Genomic DNA, 16,947 nt, shown 5'->3' on the forward strand with positions numbered 1-16,947 from the left:
CGTCGGTCACACCGTTCCTTTCAGCGACTTATGGAGAAATTGTTCATGTATCCAGACGTACAGCTTTATATCGATGGTCAATGGCGCGCAAGCCGCGACAATCGCACGTTGTCAGTCATCAACCCGGCGACGGGCGAGGCGCTGGGCACTGTGGCGCATGCCGGTATCGCCGACCTTGACGAAGCTCTGGCGGCGGCCGAGCGTGGCTTTGCCACCTGGCGTGCCACCTCGGCTTATGATCGCTACAAGCTGATGCAGAAAGCGGCGAACCTGATTCGCGAGCGTGCAGACAGCATCGCCCGAATCATGACGCAGGAGCAGGGCAAGCCCTTGGCCGAAGCGCGCATGGAAACCCTGTCGGCGGCTGACATCATCGACTGGCTGGCCGAAGAAGGGCGTCGCAGTTACGGTCGTCTCGTGCCGTCGCGGGGCGTGTCCATCGAACAGAAAGTCATCAAGGAGCCGGTCGGCCCGGTCGCTGCGTTCACTCCCTGGAATTTCCCGATCAACCAGGTGGTGCGCAAGTTGTCCTCGGCACTGGCTGCGGGCTGCTCGATCATCGTCAAGGCCCCGGAAGAAACGCCAGCGTCGCCTGCCGAGCTGATTCGCGCTTTCGCCGATGCCGGTGTGCCGGCTGGCGTCATCGGTCTGGTCTACGGTGATCCGGCAGAAATTTCCGGCTACCTGATCCCGCATCCGGTCATTCGCAAGGTCACGTTCACTGGCTCTACGCCGGTCGGCAAGCAACTGGCCGCATTGGCTGGCAAGCACATGAAGCGGGCAACCATGGAACTGGGTGGTCATGCACCGGCGCTGGTGTTCGATGATGCGGATATCGACCTCGCCGCTCGCGTGCTGGCCACCGCCAAGTTCCGTAACGCCGGGCAGGTCTGCGTGTCGCCGACCAGGATTCTGGTGCAGCGCAAGGTACTCGACGCGTTCACCGAGAAATTCGTTGGCCTGACTCGCGAAATCAAGGTGGGTAACGGTCTGGAAGCGGGCACCACCATGGGCCCTGTGGCCAATGATCGACGTATTCCTGCGCTGGTCGATCTGATCGATGACGCGGTGCGTGGTGGCGCGACGCTGTCTGCCGGTGGCAAGGCTGTCGAGGGGGCGGGCTATTTCTTCGAGCCGACCGTGTTGAGTGGCCTGAAGCCGCAGATGCGCATCATGAATGAGGAGCCTTTCGGCCCTGTCGCGTTGCTGGTGCCTTTCGACACGCTAGAGGAGGCGATTGCCGAGTCAAACCGCGTGCCGTTCGGGCTGGCATCCTATGCCTTCACCACGTCGATGAAGACTGCGCAAGCGCTGAGTACCTTTATCGAAGCGGGGATGCTGTCGATCAATCATCAGGGCATCGGCTTGCCGGAAGTACCGTTCGGCGGGATCAAGGATTCCGGTTACGGTTCCGAAGGCGGCACCGAGGCCATTGAGGCCTACCTGAATACCAAGCTGGTCACTCAATACAACTGAGTGTCGCTCGGGGAAATAAAAAACGGTCGCGATGTGCAAGCATCGCGACCGTTTTTCGTTGCCAGCGTGACTCAGTCTCTGGCTTGAATACCGGTCTGTCTCATGACCAGATTCTTTTCCTTCTTGTACTGCAGGGCCACTTCGGGCGCTGGGCCGCTCTGACCGGTCTCCATCCACTTGCGTATGCGGCTGGCGTCGGCAAAGTGCGTGTACTTGCCGAACGCATCGAGAATCACCACTGAAACCGGGCGGTTGGCCATGCTGGTCAGCAGCACCAGGCAGTGACCGGCCTGGTTGGTAAAGCCGGTCTTGGTCAGCTTGATGTCCCAGTTATCCTTGCGCACCAGATGATCTGTGTTGCTGAAACCGAGGGTGTAGGTCGGTTTGCGGAAGGTCACGGTCTTCTGCTCGGTGGTGCTCAGTTCACTGAGCAGCGGGTATTTGCGCGCCGCCATCACCAGCTTGGTGAGGTCGCGCGCGGTCGACACGTTGTACACCGACAGGCCGGTGGGTTCGACGTAGGCCGTGTGCTTCATGCCCAGCGCCTTGGCCTTGGCGTTCATCGCCAGAATGAACGCCGGATAGCCGCCCGGATAGCTGTGCGCCAGGCTGGCCGCCGCGCGGTTTTCCGAGGACATCAGGGTGATCAGCAACATGTCCCGACGGTTCATTTCACTGCCGAGCTTGACTCGGGAGAAGACGCCTTTCATTTCCGGTGTCTGGGAAATGTTCACCGGAATGACTTCGTCCATCGGCTGCTTGGCATCCAGCACGACCATCGCGGTCATCAGCTTGGTGACCGAGGCAATCGGCACGATCACATCCGGGTTGCTGGAATACAGCACCTTGTCGGTCTGCAGGTCGATGACCATTGCGCTGCCCGAGGCAAGGTGCAGGTTGGAAGGATCACGGTTCAGAACAGCGGGTTCATTTGCCAGCGTAGGGGTAGAAAGCACCGGGCCGGTAAGTACAAATAATAGGCCCAAAAAAGACAGACGGATTTTCAAGAGCAAGGCTCACTCGATAAAAGGTGGTAAATGGAAGGGATCGCGTCAAAACGCTGCATTTTATGAGCAGACTTTGCTGTATGTCGATGGGCTGGGGTGGGCGTTTGCGCAATAAATGACGCAATCGGTCATTCATTAAGTTGCTGTTAAGTCGCTTTCTGCTCTGGAACCTGCCAAAAACCACATCTGAATTGAATATTCGTGGTGCGCAAGGCCCGCACCGATTAGCATTCCATGCCATTCAGGTCACCGATTCAGGAGTCATGCAATGCTCAAGGGGTTTGTCAGCAAGGATTACGCAGTACTGGTGATCATCGCTTCATTGATCGTCATTCTGCTGCTGGGTGTCGGCTTTACCTCACGTCCGAGTGACTGGGCCGGCTGGATGCAGGCGATCGGTCTGATCGTCGGGCTGATGGCCGCTGTGGCAGTACCGGCCATCCAGCGCAAGCAGGAAGCGGAACTGGCGCACAGGCAGATACGTGACCGGGAAGTGGGTTACGCGCGGCGCATGCAGTACCTGTGCGGCGAGCTGAGCGAACTGCAGGGCCGTATCAGCCTCAACCTGACCCATCTGCGCGCCAGTGACCGGCATAGCCTGAAATACACCTTGCAGGATTACCTGCATCGCCTGTTCGAGTCGCATAAACAGGACCTCAACGATGACCGCGTGGTGCTGGCTTACGAATTGCGTCAGGTCGCCAATGACCTGATCGATGAGCTCGACAGTGGCCGTACCGATCGTGTGGTGTTCATGGCGCTGGAGAAACGCCTGCAGAAACTGGCCCATCGCTGTCAGGTCAACGCGGCCATGGCCGAGCGCGGCTGAGTCTGGTCACCGGCTTTTTCCATGGCAAAAAAAAGCCCGCCATCGAAGAGGCGGGCAAGGGATGTGCGGAGCAACGCACGAGGTTTGCAGAAGAAGTCAGCTGTTGAGGGGTTGACACTGCAGTTGCCGCGACAGGGCCTCTGCAACAGGCAATGACGCGAGCGGGCCGCTGACGGGTTCGCCATCCTGAATCAGGTACCAGCAGGCCAACAGGCCGCGCTCTCTGAGCGGGGCTGGAACTGCGCTACCGACGACGGACATGATGTGTACCTTGGCCATAAGTGCCTCCTCAATCCATGGCGCTACTGTAGAGGGCAGGCGGGCAAGTCAGAAATCGACGCTCTCAATAGTGGTCATTGATAACAACGAGGGTTTGGCGCATTGCATTGGCAGCCAATTATGTGAGCACAGCAACGAAAAACCCGCCTTAAAAGGCGGGTTTTTTGTTCTGTTACCAACGGCCGCGTGGCGGACCGTAGTAATAGCCGGGGCCTGGCGGTGGCCCGTAACGGTGGTAGTAGCCTGGCGGTGGAGGCGGTGGGTAGCGCTCCACAACCTGATAGACCGGGGCCGGCTGGTAATAGACCGGTGGCGGCGCGTAGTAGACCGGCTGCTGTTGCACGTATACCGGCTCGCGCTCGACGTACACCGTTCTGTCGCGACCTGAAGATACCGCCGCCCCGACAACGGCAGCGCCAACGATAGCACCTACCACGGCAGGGCCACCCCAGCCACGGTCAGCATTCGCCTGGCCAGCAAGGGCCAAGGCACCTACAAACAAGGCGATCTTGGGGATTTGACGAATCATGACTGTTCCTCGCTCTCAACCCGTTGTCGCGCGCCTGCATCACTCTCAAGCACTGCCACGGGATAACACTATGACACCGAAATTGTAAGAATCTGCGAAAGTGCTGAGTAAATTTTATGTAAGGTGTGCCGCGTATGTCCTCGCGCTCGCTGGTGCGTAGCATACGCTTCTATCGAAGATTCAAGCCATTACCGTCTGGAGGAAACACCCGATGTCCGTCACTGCTAACAGGGAGACATTATTGTGCATGTCCATGGCCGCCCGTCCCGGCAACTTTGGTGTGCGTTTCCATAATCATCTTTATCAGCAGTTGGGCTTGAACTTCTATTACAAGACTTTCGCCCCCAAAGACCTCGCCGCCGCCGTGGCCGGCATACGCTCGCTGGGGATTCGTGGCAGCGCAGTTTCGATGCCCTTCAAGGAGGCCTGCATCGAGCTGGTCGACGAACTGGACGCCTCGGCTGCCGCTATCCAGTCGATCAATACCATCGTCAACACCGATGGGCATCTGAAGGCGTTCAACACCGATTACATCGCTGTCGCTCAACTGATGGAGAGCCATGCGGTGCCGCGCAGCGCGTTTGCCCTGCGTGGAAGCGGGGGAATGGCCAAGGCAGTCGCGTTCGCGCTGCGTGATGCGGGTTTCACCGAGGGGCTGATCGTGGCCCGTAACGAGCAGGCCGGCCGGCGTCTCGCAGAGGCGTGCGGCTTTCGCTGGCAAGCGGAGCTGGGCAGCGCGCGGCCACCCTTGCTGGTCAATGTCACTCCATTAGGGATGCAGGGCGCGCAAGCTGACGAGCTGTCGTTTGACCTGCAAGCCATCGACGCCGCTGAAACGGTTTTCGATGTGGTGGCTACCCCGGCCGACACGCCGCTGATCCAGGCTGCACGTCGCCTGGGCAAGCGTGTGGTGAGTGGTGATGAAGTGGCGGCGATCCAGGCACTGGAGCAGTTTGTGCTCTATACCGGGGTGCGCCCGACCGACGAGCAGTATCAGCAGGCGGCCGCCTTCGCCAGAGCCGGCTAGCCGGCATGTCGGGCAGGGCGCGTTACTCCTCGGCGTGCTCCAGTCTGGCCAGTCGTTCTTCAAGGGCCGCGACCCGTGCCTCCAGCTCATCGATACGCGAGTTGGCCGCCGGACTTGCCGAAGGTCGCTCCGGTGCGTGCTGGCGGGCGGCAAGCAGCTCCTGCAGGGATTCCGGGTCGCCCAGCAGGTGCATGTAACGGTCTTCGCGCTGGCCCGACTGGCGCGGCACGAGCATCGCCAGACCTCTGGCGATCAGACGTTCCAGCTGGTGCACGACCTGCTCGCTGTCCTCGAAGTCGTGCATGCGGTTACTGCGGGTAAGCAGCTCGTTGACGGTCTGTGGCCCGCGCAGCAGCAACAGGCCAGTGAGTATCACCTGCGCCGGGACCAGCTCGAGCCCCTTGTCGACCCTGTGTTCCCAGCGATCGGCGCGACTGCCCATGACCAGCCGCGTCAGACCGCGGCCTTCCAGGGCTCGCAGGCTCTGGCCGACCTGACCCTGGGTGAGGTTCATGACCGGGTCACGACTGGTCTTCTGGTTGCAGGCAATCACCAGTGCATTGAGGGTCAGCGGATAGGTTTCCGGGTTGGTCGCCTGTTTCTCGATCAGGCAGCCCAGAATGCGCACTTCAACGCCGTTGAGTTGTAACGCCTCGGCATTCGGGGAGGATTCGGTGGAGGACGATTCGATGGACATGGCGCTTCCCTGAGTGATGGCGGTGGATCAGCGTAGGGCGTGGCGGACATTATTGCCAGTGTCTGCTGCACGGATCTGCAGGGGCGCTGAAAGTGTCACGGCGTTTGGCGTCATGTGGGTCTATAATTGCGCCTTTCTCAATCAGGATATGTCATGTCTATTTCCCTGTACGCCGCTTCCATTCCTGTCTTTCAGCAAATGCTCAACGCGCTGAGCGACGTTCTGACCAAAGCCGAAGCCTACGCGACCGAGAAGAAAATTCAGCCGCCAGCCCTGCTACAGGCACGTCTGTTCCCGGATATGCTGCCGTTCACCCGTCAGGTGCAGATCGCCGTCGATTTTGCCAAGGGTGCTTCCGCACGCCTGGCAGGCGTCGAGATCCCGCAATACGATGACACCGAAACCACCTTTGCCGAGTTGCAGGCTCTGCTTGCCAAGACACTCGCGTTCATCGGCAGCATCACCCCTGATCAGGTCGACGGCAAGGAAGGCATCGAAATCGTCCTGCGTCCCGGCACTGAAAAGGAAAAGCGCCTGAACGGTCAGGCCTATCTGCTCAGCTACGCCTTGCCGCAGTTTTTCTTTCACGTCACGACTGCCTACGATCTGCTGCGCCACAACGGCGTTGAAATCGGCAAGCGTGATTTCATGGGCAAGTTCTAAAACGCCCGAAATAAAGGGCTTACAGGCTTCTGCCCGAAGGGTGTGGGAGTGACCGGGGCGGCGATCCGTATTGCTCACGAAGTCGATGCATCGAGCGCCCTCTTTCCTGAGGGCTGTACCGGCCTCTTCGCGAGCAGGCCCGCTCCCACGGCCCTCGGCCAGAATCAAAAACGGGCTGGTTTACACCGACGCGTGCTCAGCGTATGGGTGCAGTTCGTTACGCTTTCACGGAGCTTTGGCGTGAGCTTCGGCTCTTACAGGATGCACTGTTTAGTCACTGCCTTGCCGGATTGAGAAGTTTCGACGCAGAGCCTCACGAAATGCACGCCAATGCGCAGCATTGGCGTGACACTCATCTTCAAGCCGCTTTAATTGTCCTCCCGCAGGCCGCGCTGTTGCAGCGGGCTGTATTGATGTTGTTCTGGAGTATTCATGTTGTTGCCCATCCTTCTGTTGTCAGCCGCCGGGTTCACCGTGCTGACTACAGAATTCGTTATCGTTGGCCTTTTGCCAGCCGTTGCCCGCGACCTGAATGTCACGGTCTCGCAGGCCGGGCTGCTGGTGACGTTGTTCGCGTTCACCGTCGCCGCCTTTGGTCCCTTTCTGACCGCCTACTTTTCGCGCTTCGAGCGCAAGCGCCTGTTTGTCAGCATCCTGGTACTGTTCGGCTTTGCAAATGTGCTGGCGGCGCTGGCGCCCAATATCGCCGTGATGGGTATCGCCCGGCTGATTCCCGCGTTGGGCTTGCCGGTGTTCTGGGCGCTGGCCAGCGAGACCGCCGTGGACATTGTCGGTCCGCAGTTTGCTGGGCGGGCGATTGCCAGGATCGGTTTCGGCATCGTTTGCGCCACGGTGTTCGGCATCCCCATCGGTACCCTGATCTCCGACGCGTTCGGCTGGCGCACGGCCTTTCTGGTGCTGGCCGGTCTGGCGTTCGCCAAGGCACTGTTGTTGACGGTCTATCTGCCGAAAACGGTTGCCCGGCCGAACCCGGTCTCGATCCTTGAACAGTTCGGCATCTTGCGCAGCCGGATGATGCAGGGGCACGTGCTGCTCTCGGTGCTGGTGTTCAGCGGCATGTTCACGGCCTATACCTACCTGGCGGACATGCTCGAGCGTCTTGCCGGTTTCGACGGCGCTCTGGTGGGCTGGTGTCTGATGGGCTTTGGTGCTGTCGGCTTGCTGGGCAACTCGCTGGGCGGGCGCATGGTCGACCGCCATCCGTTGATTGCCAGCCTGGTGTTCTGCGCTTTCATGGTCGTCGGCATGGTCGCGGTGGTGCCGAGCATTCATTCGGTGGTGGCCTTGCCACTCGCGCTTGCCGTTTGGGGCATTACCCAGGCGGCCTTGTTTCTGGTCAGTCATGTGCGGCTGATCAAGGCCGCGCCACAAGCACCTGCATTCGCGGCATCACTGAACATCGCCGGCGCCAACCTTGGCATTGGTATCGGCGCGTTGATCGGCGGCAGGGTCATTGATCACCTGGGGCTGGGCAACGTCGGTTTTGCCGCTGCGGGCATCATTGTGCTGGCGATTGTGCTGGCGCTGTTGTTGATCAAGCGTGATCCAGGGCCGCTCCCGGCTTAGCCTGCATCGGTAAACAGCTGGTTCCGAGCACTTTCGGCGATGGCGACAACGCCGGGGTGCCTGACCTTGCGCTCCACGGTAATGGCGTAGAACGATTCGGTCACCGCGTCAGTGTGGCCAACCACTTGTACGCCATACTGGTTCTGCACTTCGTCGGCGATCACGCTGGGCGCCACGAACACGCCGCTGCCGGATTTGCCGAACGCCTTCATCAGCGCGCTGTCATCGAATTCGCCAATGATGCGCGGCTGAATGCTCTGTTCGGCAAACCAGCGCATCAGTCGGCCTCGAACCACGGTTTCCTGGCCTGGAATCAGCAGCGGTGCGCCATGCATGCACTGTGGAAAATCCGTCCCGATACGCTCCGCCATTTCACGCGTGGCGAAAAAACTGACCCCGCATTCGCCCAGCTTCTGGCTATACCCCTTGATGTCCAGATGCGGCGGCATGGGGCTATCGGAAATCACCAGGTCGAGACGCTGAATGGCCAGGTCTGCCAGCAGTCGTTCCAGCTTGTCCTCGCGACAGGTGATGCGGATTGACTCTTCCAGCGTCATGGTCGGTGCGATCAGGCGGTAGACAATGGACTTGGGCACGACGTCGGCCACCCCAATGCGCAACAGCAATTGCTGTTCATCCGGTTGCGAACGCAGCAGGTTTTCCAGGTCATTGCCCAACTGAAACATTTGTTCGGCGTAGGGCAGGGCGAGGCGACCTGCTTCGGTCATTTCCAGTTGCCGACCGACGCGCTGAAACAGATCGACCCCCAGTGACGCCTCCAGCAGACTGATCTGCCCGCTGACGGTCTGCGCGGTCAGATTCAACTGTTCACAGGCGCGCACGATGCTGCCGGTCTTGGCCACGACCCAGAAGTAGTGAAGCTGGCGGTAATTGAGCATATTTTCTGCCGATTCGGTAAAACCGAAGTATATGCCTTATAAAATCGAATTTTCCTTATGTTTCAAGATGTCTAGAATTCGCTCCAATGCCGGGCTGAACAGGCCGCCCGGCTTCACCGACCGAGGAGCCCATGAACAAAGCCCTTTACGCTGTATTACTGAGCGGTTCGCTGCTGGTAGTGGCGGGATGCGATCAGCTAGAGTCTTCCACCAAGCAGGTGGTGAACGCCGCCGCCGACAGTGCAAAACAGGTGGTCGATGACACCCATAAAGCCGCGACCCAGGCACTGGACGAGGCCAGGCAGGAACTTTCGTTGCAGGAGCCACCACCAAACTCGGCTGAAACCGAAAACACGTCTGATAAAGAAATCTGACTTATAACTATTGGCGCAGGCAGGGCAGTGATCTATGGAATACCTATTGGAACTCGCAACAAGTCCGGCAGCCTGGATCGCACTGGCGACACTGGTGGTGATGGAAGTTGTACTGGGCATCGATAACCTGATTTTCATCTCGATTCTCACTAACAAGCTGCCTGAACATCAGCGCGAGAAGGCTCGCAAGCTGGGTATCGGCATGGCGCTGGTGATGCGTCTGGGCCTGCTCAGTACCGTTGCGTACATCGTGCAGCTGACAGAGCCGGTCTTCGAGGTATTTGGTCAGGCGTTCTCATGGAAAGACATGATCCTGATTGCCGGTGGTCTGTTCCTGGTCTGGAAGGCAACGACGGAAATTCACCACAGCATGGACGTCAAGACCGAGGAAGAGAAAGCCTTGGGTTCGGTGGTGGCGCTGAGCATGAGCGCGGCTATCGTGCAGATCCTGATGCTGGACCTGGTGTTCTCCATCGACAGTATCATCACTGCCGTGGGTATGACCGAGCACCTGCCGATCATGGTCATCGCGGTCATCTCTGCTGTCGTGGTGATGCTTGTCGCCGCCAACCCGCTGGCCAAGTTCATCAACGACAACCCGACGGTGGTCATGCTGGCCCTGGGCTTCCTGATCATGATCGGTATGACGCTGATCGCCGAAGGTTTCGGCGCCCATGTGCCCAAGGGTTATATCTATGCGGCCATGGCCTTCTCGGCAGCCGTTGAAGCCTTGAACATGCTGGTACGCAGGGCAAGACGCAAGAAAGCCGCTACTCAGGTGTCCACGCACTGATAGCTGGCGAAACTGTAAAAAAGGTCGGCCCTGGCAACAGGGTCGACCTTTCGCGTTCAAGGTGCTGGCAAATACGCTGATGAGGGCAGATCAGCTAAACGCTGCTCACGCCCTTGTAAGTCAGTTGGCTGCTACAGCGGGAGCCTTGAGATGTTTTGCAAGGACTGGCCGCTTTGCCACGCGCGACTCGACGCTGCGTGGCTGGTGATGGCGACGGGATACGCGCATCACCCCCCACAGCATCGCACTGGCAACGGCAAGCCACGAGGCGATCAGCATCACGATTGTCAATTCCAGGCTCATAAGTGCCTCCACATTCCTGCTTTTTGTTGCGGTCTTGATAACTGACAGTCTAGTACGGGGCATGTTTCGGTTAATTGACCAGTGGCATCGGGCTATGAATTATTTTCGCCATTCCGCTGACCGGGGTGCTGCGCGCGGCTATACCCGGAACCCGGTCGGCTCTATCATCGGTGCTCAGGTCGGGTCGCGGGTTGCCCGATAACAGTTGAAGTGGGTGAACATGCTGTCGGTTTCTTTCAATACCGGTACTGCCGGTGCACTGCGTTCATGGTTGATTGCGGCCTTGCTGACGGGCCTTGCTGGTTGTTCGTCGATGGTTACGCCGGAGATGAAACGCCTTCCGGACCGGGTCGAGCTGACGTCGATTCCGTTCTTTCGGGGTAATGCCTATCAAAGCGGCCCGATGGTGCTGGCTAGCATGCTGGCCAACCAGCAGGTGCAGACAACGCCCGGTTTGCTCGACAAGCCGCTGCAACTGCCGGGTGCCGAGGACCGGCTCGAACAGAACATGCAGAAAGTCGCGCGTGAATACGGGTTCATGGTTTACCCGCTTGATGGCCAATTACAGGACCTGCTGACTCAGGTCTCGGCGGGTTATCCGGTCATGCTGCGTTTTGCCCAGGGCTCTGCGCTGTGGAAAGGGCCGCGTTATGCGGTGTTGATCGGCTATAACCGCATCAAGGAGACCGTGCTGCTCAACGCAGGCATGGATCGTCGCTATTCAATGAGTTTCAGCAGCTTCGCGTCGGCCTGGAAGGACGCGGGCAGTTGGGCGGTACTGATTCAGTCGCCCCGGCAGTTGCCGGCCAATGTCGATGCGCAGCGCTGGCTGCAGGCGGCCGAAGCGTTATCGACATCAGGACAGGAGCAGGCGGCGGGCGAGGCGAAAAGAACGCTGGCACGCGGCGTTAAATGAAATCAACGCGGCAGGAACAAAAACGGCACCGAGAAGGTGCCGTTTTACGTTCAGCAAATCTAGAAACCGAGTCGGTCACGCAGGCTGTAATACCATGCGCCCAGCGCGGTCAGCGGGGTGCGCAGCAGCTGTCCGCCGGGGAACGGGTAGTGGGGCAGGTCGGCGAACGCATCGAAGCGCTCTGCCTGACCGCGTAGCGCCTCGGCCAGTACCTTGCCGGCCAGGTGGGTGTAGGTCACACCGTGTCCGCTGCAGCCCTGCGAGTAATAGATGTTGTCGCCCAGTCGTCCGACCTGGGGCAGACGAGACAGGGTCAGCAGGAAGTTGCCGGTCCACGCGTAGTCGATCTTCACGTTCTTGAGCTGCGGGAACGCCTTGAGCATTTTCGGCCGGATGATGGCTTCGATATTGGCAGGATCTCTGGCACCGTACACCACGCCGCCGCCAAAGATCAGGCGCTTGTCGGCGCTGAGGCGGTAGTAATCCAGCAGGTAATTACAGTCTTCGACGCAGTAATCCTGCGGCAGAAGTGTCTTGGCCAGTTCATCGCTCAACGGCTCGGTGGTGATGACCTGAGTGCCGCACGGCATCGACTTGGCCGCCAGCTCCGGGACCAGATTGCCCAGGTAGGCATTGCCGGCCACGATAATGAACTTGGCCCGGACCCTGCCTTGCGCCGTATGCACCACAGGGTTTGCCCCGCGCTCGATACGAATGGCCGCTGATTGCTCGTAGATCGTGCCACCCAGTGTTTCAACGGCCGCCGCTTCACCCAGCGCCAGGTTGAGGGGATGAATATGTCCACCGGTCATATCCAGCAACCCGCCGATGTACTGATCACAAGCCACGACTTCATTGATCCGGCGCTTGTCCATCAACTCGAGGCCGGTGTGCCCATACCGCTCCCAGAGCCGCTGCTGGGCTTCGAGATGCGCCAGTTGCTTGCTGGTCAGCGCTGCGAATACACCACCATCTTTCAGGTCGCACTGAATGCCGTAACGGGAAACCCTATCGCGAATGATGGATGCGCCTTCGAAGGCCATCTGCCCGAGCAACTGCGCCTGGCGTGGCCCCACGGTTCGCTCGATGACATCGATGTCGCGGCTGTAGCTGTTGACGATCTGCCCGCCATTACGCCCTGATGCGCCGAAGCCGACCTTGGCCGCTTCCAGCACCGTGACCCGAAATCCGTTTTCCAGCAGGAACAGCGCGCTGGACAAGCCTGTGTAACCGGCTCCGATGACACACACGTCAGTTTCGACTTCGCCCTGCAGCGCGGGACGTTCCGGGGCAGCATTGGCTGAAGCCGCATAGAAGGACTGCGGGTAGGGCGTGTTTGCCATCCTGAGACTCCGTTTAATATTCTTGACGATGGCGGCAATCGTACCCGAGATATAAAAGCTCTGCCAGCAGCAGGCGAAAAGAGTCGTTGCCTGTAGTTTGGCAAAAAACGCTGTATTTCATAGGGTTAGCAAAAAAACAGATTGACAGGTATTCGCATATCCGTAGAATGCCGACCCACAGCAGGCACGTAGCTCAGTTGGTTAGAGCACCACCTTGACATGGTGGGGGTCGTTGGTTCGAGTCCAATCGCGCCTACCAGACAAAATCCGCTCTGCTGGGCGGTGTCAAAAGGGTCAGCCGAGAGGCTGGCCCTTTTTTGTGTTGCCAATGATCGAGTAAACGCGCGTGTTGCGCAGTCCTCCCTGAATGCTCATGCGATCCTGTCTAAGCGTGCCTTCGTACTCAAATCCGACCCGCTCGGCGAGTCTCTGGCTGGCTTTGTATCTACCTTGCATAGTTTCCAGTCCGGCGTCGGGGGCGGGCCCAGGATGTCTTGAATCATAATGACGATCCCGTCACTTCTCAGCCTTGCATAGCGATTCGTGATAGCGGGCCCGTCTTCGGAGGCAGCGTTGCTTTCATTGTCGCTCTGAACCGGGCCTGATCCGTTATCAACCACCAGTGCGGCCACGTCATCGTCCATGATTTTTTCTCCTGAGTGATGCATAGGTCGACGCCTATGACACTAGCAAGCGTTATTAGGGCTGGATGATGAGTGATACTGGTAAATATGCTAGGTAAGGTTTCAAAAGGTGGGTGAACACAAGAAGGCCGCACGATCAGCGTGCCGGTAAGGCGAAAGGAATCCGATGTCGCGTGATCACTGGCAGGAGCCTTAAAAAATTCACGTATTCAGAGAGTTACTGCAAAAAAGCGTTTGACAGGCAATCGAATATCCGTAGAATGCCGACCCACAGCAGGCACGTAGCTCAGTTGGTTAGAGCACCACCTTGACATGGTGGGGGTCGTTGGTTCGAGTCCAATCGCGCCTACCAAACAAAATCCGCTCTGCTGGGCGGTAAAAAAAGGGTCAACCGAAAGGTTGGCCCTTTTTTGTTGTGCTTGCGTTACCCGTAGAAAGTGCCAGCTCTCGTGCCAATGCGAGCATTGGCACGAGAGCGTGAGCAGCTTCAGGGAATCAGGCGGTCACGACGCAGCTTTTCAAACACGTCGAAGAACGCATCGTCACTGGCCTGAAATGCCGTGAAGCCCAGTTTGCGGCTCTTCGACATGTCAGTGACTACTTCAATCGGACGGCCGAGATCGGCATCGCTGTGCCATGGCGAAATCAGGCGGTTGATGTCACTTTCCTTGAGCTGATGCTCGCGAACAATGTCATCCCAGATTGCTTGATCGTTGGCCATCTGCGTTTCCAGCGGGGCTGGCTCGCTCGGGAAATCGGCTGGCTGCAAGCCGAAGTATTCGGCGATCTGTCCCCACATCCAGCTCCAGCGGAACACATCGCCGTTGGTGATGTTGAACGCCTGATTGGCCGCTGCAGGTGTGGTCGCGGCCCACAGTTGCTGGCGGGCCAGCTGCCGCGCATCGGTCATGTCGGTCAGGCTGTCCCACTGCACACGTGAGCCCGGGAACACGAAAGGTCGGCCCGTGGCTTTACAGATCGAGGCGTAAACGGCCAGAGTCGTCGCCATGTTCATCGCGTTGCCGACGGCGACACCGGTCACGGTGTGCGGACGATGGACGCTCCAGGTAAAGCCATCCTTCTCTGCGGCAGCGAAGACTTCGTCTTCCTGAGCGTAGTAAAAGTTCTCGATATCGAGGCGCGCCTGCGATTCCCTGAACGGCGTTTGCGGCAGGGTGCCTTTGCCATACGCTTCAAACGGGCCGAGGTAATGCTTGAGGCCGGTCACCAGCGCGACATGCTTGACACTGCCAGCGGGCCGCACAGCGTCCAGCACGTTACGCACCATCGCGGCATTGACTCGGATGTTTTCTGCTTCAGTGGCCTGACGCGACCATGTCGTGATGAAAACGTGGGTGGGCTTTAAATCAGCCAGAGCCACACGTACGGACTCCGGGTTCTGCAGGTCTGCAGCAACCGGGATCACGCCGGGCCGCGCTGACGGGCTACGGGAGAGGGCGGCAACCTGCCAATCGTTTTCCAGTAACAACTGCGTGATTGCGCTGCCGACAATGCCACTTGCGCCAACAACCAGGGCGGTCTGAGTCATAGGGGTCTCCTGAGACGGGGAAGAAAGTAATGAACCGTCTGCTGTCTCAGAACAGAATCAGGCCATACCGTTCAACCCGATTGTCCCGATTACCCCGTCACGTGGCTCCGTGCACCGGAAACGTCTTCGGACTCGTTGGCATATGACTTGACGATGGTTTTGGTCGCACTGCTGGCTTTCAGGTCGTCAAGTTTCTGCGGCGCAAGCCATTTGCAGGCGGCAATTTCGTTCTGCGGCGATGGCTCGCTGGAGGCTGGAACCTGAGCGGTAAAAACGTAGTGGGCCACTTGATCCTTCTCGTACACATCGAGGTACAGAAGATCAAGGTCGGCAAGCCCGGTTTCCTCGCACAGTTCACGCACTGCGGCCTGGAAGGGCGTTTCACCCGCTTCAATCCTGCCGCCGGGCAATGCCCAGCGGGATTTCGGTTTGCGCACGTAAAGGACCTGGCCGTCACGTTTGCAGATGACTGTCGCGCGTTGTTTCATAATCCGTTCACCTGTTAAACGTCCGTTGACATGAGTATCTGCAAGGACTGCGTGAACTTGAGACTCAAAGACAGTCAGTGGTAGTCACCAAAATGTAATAAATAGTTCATTTTGGCGGGTGCGCCGCTCAGGTCTTAGCGTGAAACAGCCAGAGCGAGACGCACAGCAGGCGGGTTGCCGAGGTCTGCAACCCGTTTGCTGCATTAGAGTATGGACATCAGTGGGCGGTTAGCCGCGTTCGGTTCACCGGGGGCGACGTACGGCATGTCCGTGCGCTCAGCCTTCCCTGGCTGTTGGCTGCACGTCAGGCAGCGTTCGAGTCGGCAGCCGCTTCCTGCTTGAGGCTGTCCATGTCGATGACAAAGCGATACTTGACGTCGCCCTTTAGCATCCGCTCATAAGCCTCGTTGATGTCCTGCATGTTGATCATTTCGATGTCGGAAACGATGCCGTGCTCGGCGCAGAAATCCAGCATTTCCTGGGTTTCCTGAATGCCTCCGATCAACGAGCCAGCCAGGCTGCGACGTTTGAAGATCAGGTTGAACACCGCTGGTGACGGATGCGGTTCTGCCGGCGCGCCGACCAGTGTCATGGTGCCGTCGCGCTTGAGAAGAGACAGAAAGGCGTCCAGATCATGCGGCGCTGCGACCGTGTTGAGGATAAAGTCCAGGCTGTTGGCCTGAGCGGCCATCTGTGCCGCGTCTTTGGATACGACTACTTCGTCGGCGCCCAGGCGCAAGCCATCTTCTCGCTTGTTGGGGGAGGTCGTGAACAGCACAACATGTGCGCCCATGGCGTGGGCAATCTTGACGCCCATGTGGCCGAGACCGCCAAGCCCGACAATGCCGACTTTCTTGCCCGGGCCGACCTTCCAGTGGCGCAAGGGGGAATAGGTGGTGATACCCGCGCACAACAGCGGCGCTACGGCGGCCAGGTTGGCATCATGAGAGATGCGCAAGACGAACTTTTCCTTGACCACGATCTTGTCGGAGTAGCCGCCGAATGTGTTCTCGCCGCCAAATACCGGGCCATTGTAGGTGCCGGTGAAGCCGCTCTCGCAATATTGCTCGTCACCCTCGGCGCACGATGTACATTGCTGGCAGCTGTCGACCATGCAGCCGACGCCAGCCAGGTCGCCGACCTTGAATTGCTTGACGTCGGAGCCGACCGCCGTGACCCGACCGACGATTTCGTGACCCGGAACAGAAGGATAGAGTGTGTTGTGCCACTCATTGCGCGCAGTGTGCAGGTCCGAGTGGCACACGCCGCAGTAAAGGATGTCGATCTGAACATCGTCAGCGCCGGGCGAGCGACGTTCGAATTGATGGGGTTTGAGTATGTCTTGGGCAGATTGCGCTGCGTAGCTGTACGTCTTGACCATTACTGTCACCTGTTCAATTGAATAAATGTAACGCCGTACGACAGCATAGCCGAGCCTCGCTGCGCGGCAATGCACCTGAATCTGACACATGAGGGAGCCGTGTAGTGCCCTGCGTCACACAAGCGTCATAGGGGAATACAAGGGTCTGCCAAAAAGGTATGAA

Annotated in this window: 18 protein-coding genes and 2 tRNA genes; 10 read left to right on the top strand and 10 right to left on the bottom strand. The window is 58.7% G+C overall.

All coding sequences use genetic code 11. From position 1 onward, the window contains the following. Window positions 1-45: 45 nt before the first annotated feature. Window positions 46-1,476, top strand: a complete 1,431-nt coding sequence (locus tag BT119_RS17945; RefSeq protein WP_054081495.1) for an NAD-dependent succinate-semialdehyde dehydrogenase — start codon at window positions 46-48, stop codon at window positions 1,474-1,476. A 71-nt stretch (window positions 1,477-1,547) separates the two neighbouring features. Here the strand turns inward: BT119_RS17945 and pbpG are convergent, their stop codons facing one another. Further along, window positions 1,548-2,483: a D-alanyl-D-alanine endopeptidase gene (gene pbpG, locus BT119_RS17950; protein ID WP_003369285.1), complete on the bottom strand. Its 936-nt coding sequence runs from the start codon at window positions 2,481-2,483 to the stop codon at window positions 1,548-1,550. Between the two features lie 268 nt (window positions 2,484-2,751). Here pbpG and BT119_RS17955 point away from each other — a divergent pair, with 268 nt between their 5' ends. Then, window positions 2,752-3,312 carry a hypothetical protein gene (locus tag BT119_RS17955; RefSeq protein WP_003369287.1) on the top strand — a complete coding sequence of 187 codons (561 nt, stop codon included), beginning with the start codon at window positions 2,752-2,754 and terminating at the stop codon, window positions 3,310-3,312. Window positions 3,313-3,408: 96 nt separating this feature from the next. On the opposite strand, the gene BT119_RS17960 is transcribed toward BT119_RS17955, so the two are convergent. Together BT119_RS17960 and BT119_RS17965 are read right to left on the bottom strand one after the other, a co-directional pair. After that, window positions 3,409-3,591: a hypothetical protein gene (locus tag BT119_RS17960; RefSeq protein ID WP_003434175.1), complete on the bottom strand. Its 183-nt coding sequence runs from the start codon at window positions 3,589-3,591 to the stop codon at window positions 3,409-3,411. Between the two features lie 172 nt (window positions 3,592-3,763). Beyond that, the gene (locus BT119_RS17965; RefSeq protein ID WP_003410180.1) at window positions 3,764-4,120 is read right to left on the bottom strand and encodes a hypothetical protein; all 357 of its coding nucleotides are present in this window, start codon (window positions 4,118-4,120) and stop codon (window positions 3,764-3,766) included. 211 nt (window positions 4,121-4,331) lie between these two features. Between BT119_RS17965 and BT119_RS17970 the strand changes: the two genes are divergently transcribed. Beyond that, on the top strand, window positions 4,332-5,147 hold the full coding sequence (locus BT119_RS17970) for a shikimate 5-dehydrogenase (RefSeq protein WP_054081494.1): 816 nt from the start codon (window positions 4,332-4,334) through the stop codon (window positions 5,145-5,147). Between the two features lie 22 nt (window positions 5,148-5,169). Here BT119_RS17970 and BT119_RS17975 read toward each other — a convergent pair whose 3' ends face one another. Further along, window positions 5,170-5,844 carry a YceH family protein gene (locus BT119_RS17975; RefSeq protein ID WP_003369295.1) on the bottom strand — a complete coding sequence of 225 codons (675 nt, stop codon included), beginning with the start codon at window positions 5,842-5,844 and terminating at the stop codon, window positions 5,170-5,172. A gap of 153 nt (window positions 5,845-5,997) precedes the next feature. Here BT119_RS17975 and BT119_RS17980 point away from each other — a divergent pair, with 153 nt between their 5' ends. Together BT119_RS17980 and BT119_RS17985 are read left to right on the top strand one after the other, a co-directional pair. Next, the gene (locus BT119_RS17980; RefSeq protein ID WP_003369297.1) at window positions 5,998-6,507 is read left to right on the top strand and encodes a DUF1993 domain-containing protein; all 510 of its coding nucleotides are present in this window, start codon (window positions 5,998-6,000) and stop codon (window positions 6,505-6,507) included. A 432-nt stretch (window positions 6,508-6,939) separates the two neighbouring features. Continuing rightward, a complete protein-coding gene (locus BT119_RS17985; RefSeq protein ID WP_003434173.1) occupies window positions 6,940-8,094 on the top strand; it encodes an MFS transporter in 1,155 nt (384 codons plus the stop codon). Here the strand turns inward: BT119_RS17985 and nhaR are convergent. After that, window positions 8,091-8,993, bottom strand: a complete 903-nt coding sequence (gene nhaR / locus BT119_RS17990) for a transcriptional activator NhaR (protein WP_003369301.1) — start codon at window positions 8,991-8,993, stop codon at window positions 8,091-8,093. The genes BT119_RS17985 and nhaR overlap by 4 nt on opposite strands. A 131-nt stretch (window positions 8,994-9,124) precedes the next feature. Between nhaR and BT119_RS17995 the strand changes: the two genes are divergently transcribed. Next, on the top strand, window positions 9,125-9,367 hold the full coding sequence (locus BT119_RS17995; protein WP_003369303.1) for a hypothetical protein: 243 nt from the start codon (window positions 9,125-9,127) through the stop codon (window positions 9,365-9,367). A gap of 34 nt (window positions 9,368-9,401) precedes the next feature. Continuing rightward, window positions 9,402-10,160, top strand: a complete 759-nt coding sequence (locus tag BT119_RS18000; RefSeq protein WP_003369306.1) for a TerC family protein — start codon at window positions 9,402-9,404, stop codon at window positions 10,158-10,160. A 120-nt stretch (window positions 10,161-10,280) separates the two neighbouring features. Here BT119_RS18000 and BT119_RS18005 read toward each other — a convergent pair whose 3' ends face one another. Beyond that, entirely contained in the window at window positions 10,281-10,463 is a 183-nt protein-coding gene (locus BT119_RS18005) for a hypothetical protein (RefSeq protein ID WP_044309624.1), read from the bottom strand. 220 nt (window positions 10,464-10,683) lie between these two features. On the opposite strand from BT119_RS18005, the gene BT119_RS18010 reads away from it, so the two are divergent. Next, window positions 10,684-11,379 carry a hypothetical protein gene (locus BT119_RS18010; protein WP_003434171.1) on the top strand — a complete coding sequence of 232 codons (696 nt, stop codon included), beginning with the start codon at window positions 10,684-10,686 and terminating at the stop codon, window positions 11,377-11,379. Between the two features lie 59 nt (window positions 11,380-11,438). Here the strand turns inward: BT119_RS18010 and BT119_RS18015 are convergent, their stop codons facing one another. Beyond that, window positions 11,439-12,722: an NAD(P)/FAD-dependent oxidoreductase gene (locus BT119_RS18015; protein WP_003369311.1), complete on the bottom strand. Its 1,284-nt coding sequence runs from the start codon at window positions 12,720-12,722 to the stop codon at window positions 11,439-11,441. 182 nt (window positions 12,723-12,904) lie between these two features. Here BT119_RS18015 and BT119_RS18020 point away from each other — a divergent pair. Beyond that, a tRNA-Val gene (locus tag BT119_RS18020) sits at window positions 12,905-12,981 on the top strand. Window positions 12,982-13,641: 660 nt separating this feature from the next. Continuing rightward, a tRNA-Val gene (locus BT119_RS18030) sits at window positions 13,642-13,718 on the top strand. Between the two features lie 135 nt (window positions 13,719-13,853). Here BT119_RS18030 and BT119_RS18035 read toward each other — a convergent pair. The 3 genes from BT119_RS18035 to BT119_RS18045 form a co-directional block, all read right to left on the bottom strand. Next, the gene (locus BT119_RS18035) at window positions 13,854-14,915 is read right to left on the bottom strand and encodes an SDR family oxidoreductase (RefSeq protein ID WP_003434169.1); all 1,062 of its coding nucleotides are present in this window, start codon (window positions 14,913-14,915) and stop codon (window positions 13,854-13,856) included. A gap of 89 nt (window positions 14,916-15,004) precedes the next feature. Continuing rightward, window positions 15,005-15,403 (bottom strand): NUDIX hydrolase, encoded by a 399-nt coding sequence (locus BT119_RS18040; RefSeq protein WP_003369317.1) that lies wholly within the window; start codon window positions 15,401-15,403, stop codon window positions 15,005-15,007. Window positions 15,404-15,707: 304 nt separating this feature from the next. After that, a complete protein-coding gene (locus BT119_RS18045; protein WP_003434168.1) occupies window positions 15,708-16,784 on the bottom strand; it encodes an NAD(P)-dependent alcohol dehydrogenase in 1,077 nt (358 codons plus the stop codon). Window positions 16,785-16,947 lie beyond the last annotated feature (163 nt).

Origin of the sequence: Pseudomonas sp. NFACC10-1 (assembly GCF_900119195.1) — a bacterium.
Classification (GTDB): Bacteria; Pseudomonadota; Gammaproteobacteria; order Pseudomonadales; family Pseudomonadaceae; genus Aquipseudomonas; species Aquipseudomonas cerasi.

What these genes read in the sequence shown, in the direction of transcription:
- BT119_RS17945 (WP_054081495.1), top strand. Translation starts at nt 46, where the DNA reads ATGTATCCAGACGTACAGCTTTATATCGATGGTCAATGGCGCGCAAGC.
- BT119_RS17955 (WP_003369287.1), top strand. Translation starts at nt 2,752, where the DNA reads ATGCTCAAGGGGTTTGTCAGCAAGGATTACGCAGTACTGGTGATCATC.
- BT119_RS17960 (WP_003434175.1), bottom strand. Translation starts at nt 3,591, where the DNA reads ATGGCCAAGGTACACATCATGTCCGTCGTCGGTAGCGCAGTTCCAGCC.
- BT119_RS17965 (WP_003410180.1), bottom strand. Translation starts at nt 4,120, where the DNA reads ATGATTCGTCAAATCCCCAAGATCGCCTTGTTTGTAGGTGCCTTGGCC.
- BT119_RS17970 (WP_054081494.1), top strand. Translation starts at nt 4,332, where the DNA reads ATGTCCGTCACTGCTAACAGGGAGACATTATTGTGCATGTCCATGGCC.
- BT119_RS17975 (WP_003369295.1), bottom strand. Translation starts at nt 5,844, where the DNA reads ATGTCCATCGAATCGTCCTCCACCGAATCCTCCCCGAATGCCGAGGCG.
- BT119_RS17980 (WP_003369297.1), top strand. Translation starts at nt 5,998, where the DNA reads ATGTCTATTTCCCTGTACGCCGCTTCCATTCCTGTCTTTCAGCAAATG.
- BT119_RS17985 (WP_003434173.1), top strand. Translation starts at nt 6,940, where the DNA reads ATGTTGTTGCCCATCCTTCTGTTGTCAGCCGCCGGGTTCACCGTGCTG.
- nhaR (WP_003369301.1), bottom strand. Translation starts at nt 8,993, where the DNA reads ATGCTCAATTACCGCCAGCTTCACTACTTCTGGGTCGTGGCCAAGACC.
- BT119_RS17995 (WP_003369303.1), top strand. Translation starts at nt 9,125, where the DNA reads ATGAACAAAGCCCTTTACGCTGTATTACTGAGCGGTTCGCTGCTGGTA.
- BT119_RS18000 (WP_003369306.1), top strand. Translation starts at nt 9,402, where the DNA reads ATGGAATACCTATTGGAACTCGCAACAAGTCCGGCAGCCTGGATCGCA.
- BT119_RS18005 (WP_044309624.1), bottom strand. Translation starts at nt 10,463, where the DNA reads ATGAGCCTGGAATTGACAATCGTGATGCTGATCGCCTCGTGGCTTGCC.
- BT119_RS18010 (WP_003434171.1), top strand. Translation starts at nt 10,684, where the DNA reads ATGCTGTCGGTTTCTTTCAATACCGGTACTGCCGGTGCACTGCGTTCA.
- BT119_RS18015 (WP_003369311.1), bottom strand. Translation starts at nt 12,722, where the DNA reads ATGGCAAACACGCCCTACCCGCAGTCCTTCTATGCGGCTTCAGCCAAT.
- BT119_RS18035 (WP_003434169.1), bottom strand. Translation starts at nt 14,915, where the DNA reads ATGACTCAGACCGCCCTGGTTGTTGGCGCAAGTGGCATTGTCGGCAGC.
- BT119_RS18040 (WP_003369317.1), bottom strand. Translation starts at nt 15,403, where the DNA reads ATGAAACAACGCGCGACAGTCATCTGCAAACGTGACGGCCAGGTCCTT.
- BT119_RS18045 (WP_003434168.1), bottom strand. Translation starts at nt 16,784, where the DNA reads ATGGTCAAGACGTACAGCTACGCAGCGCAATCTGCCCAAGACATACTC.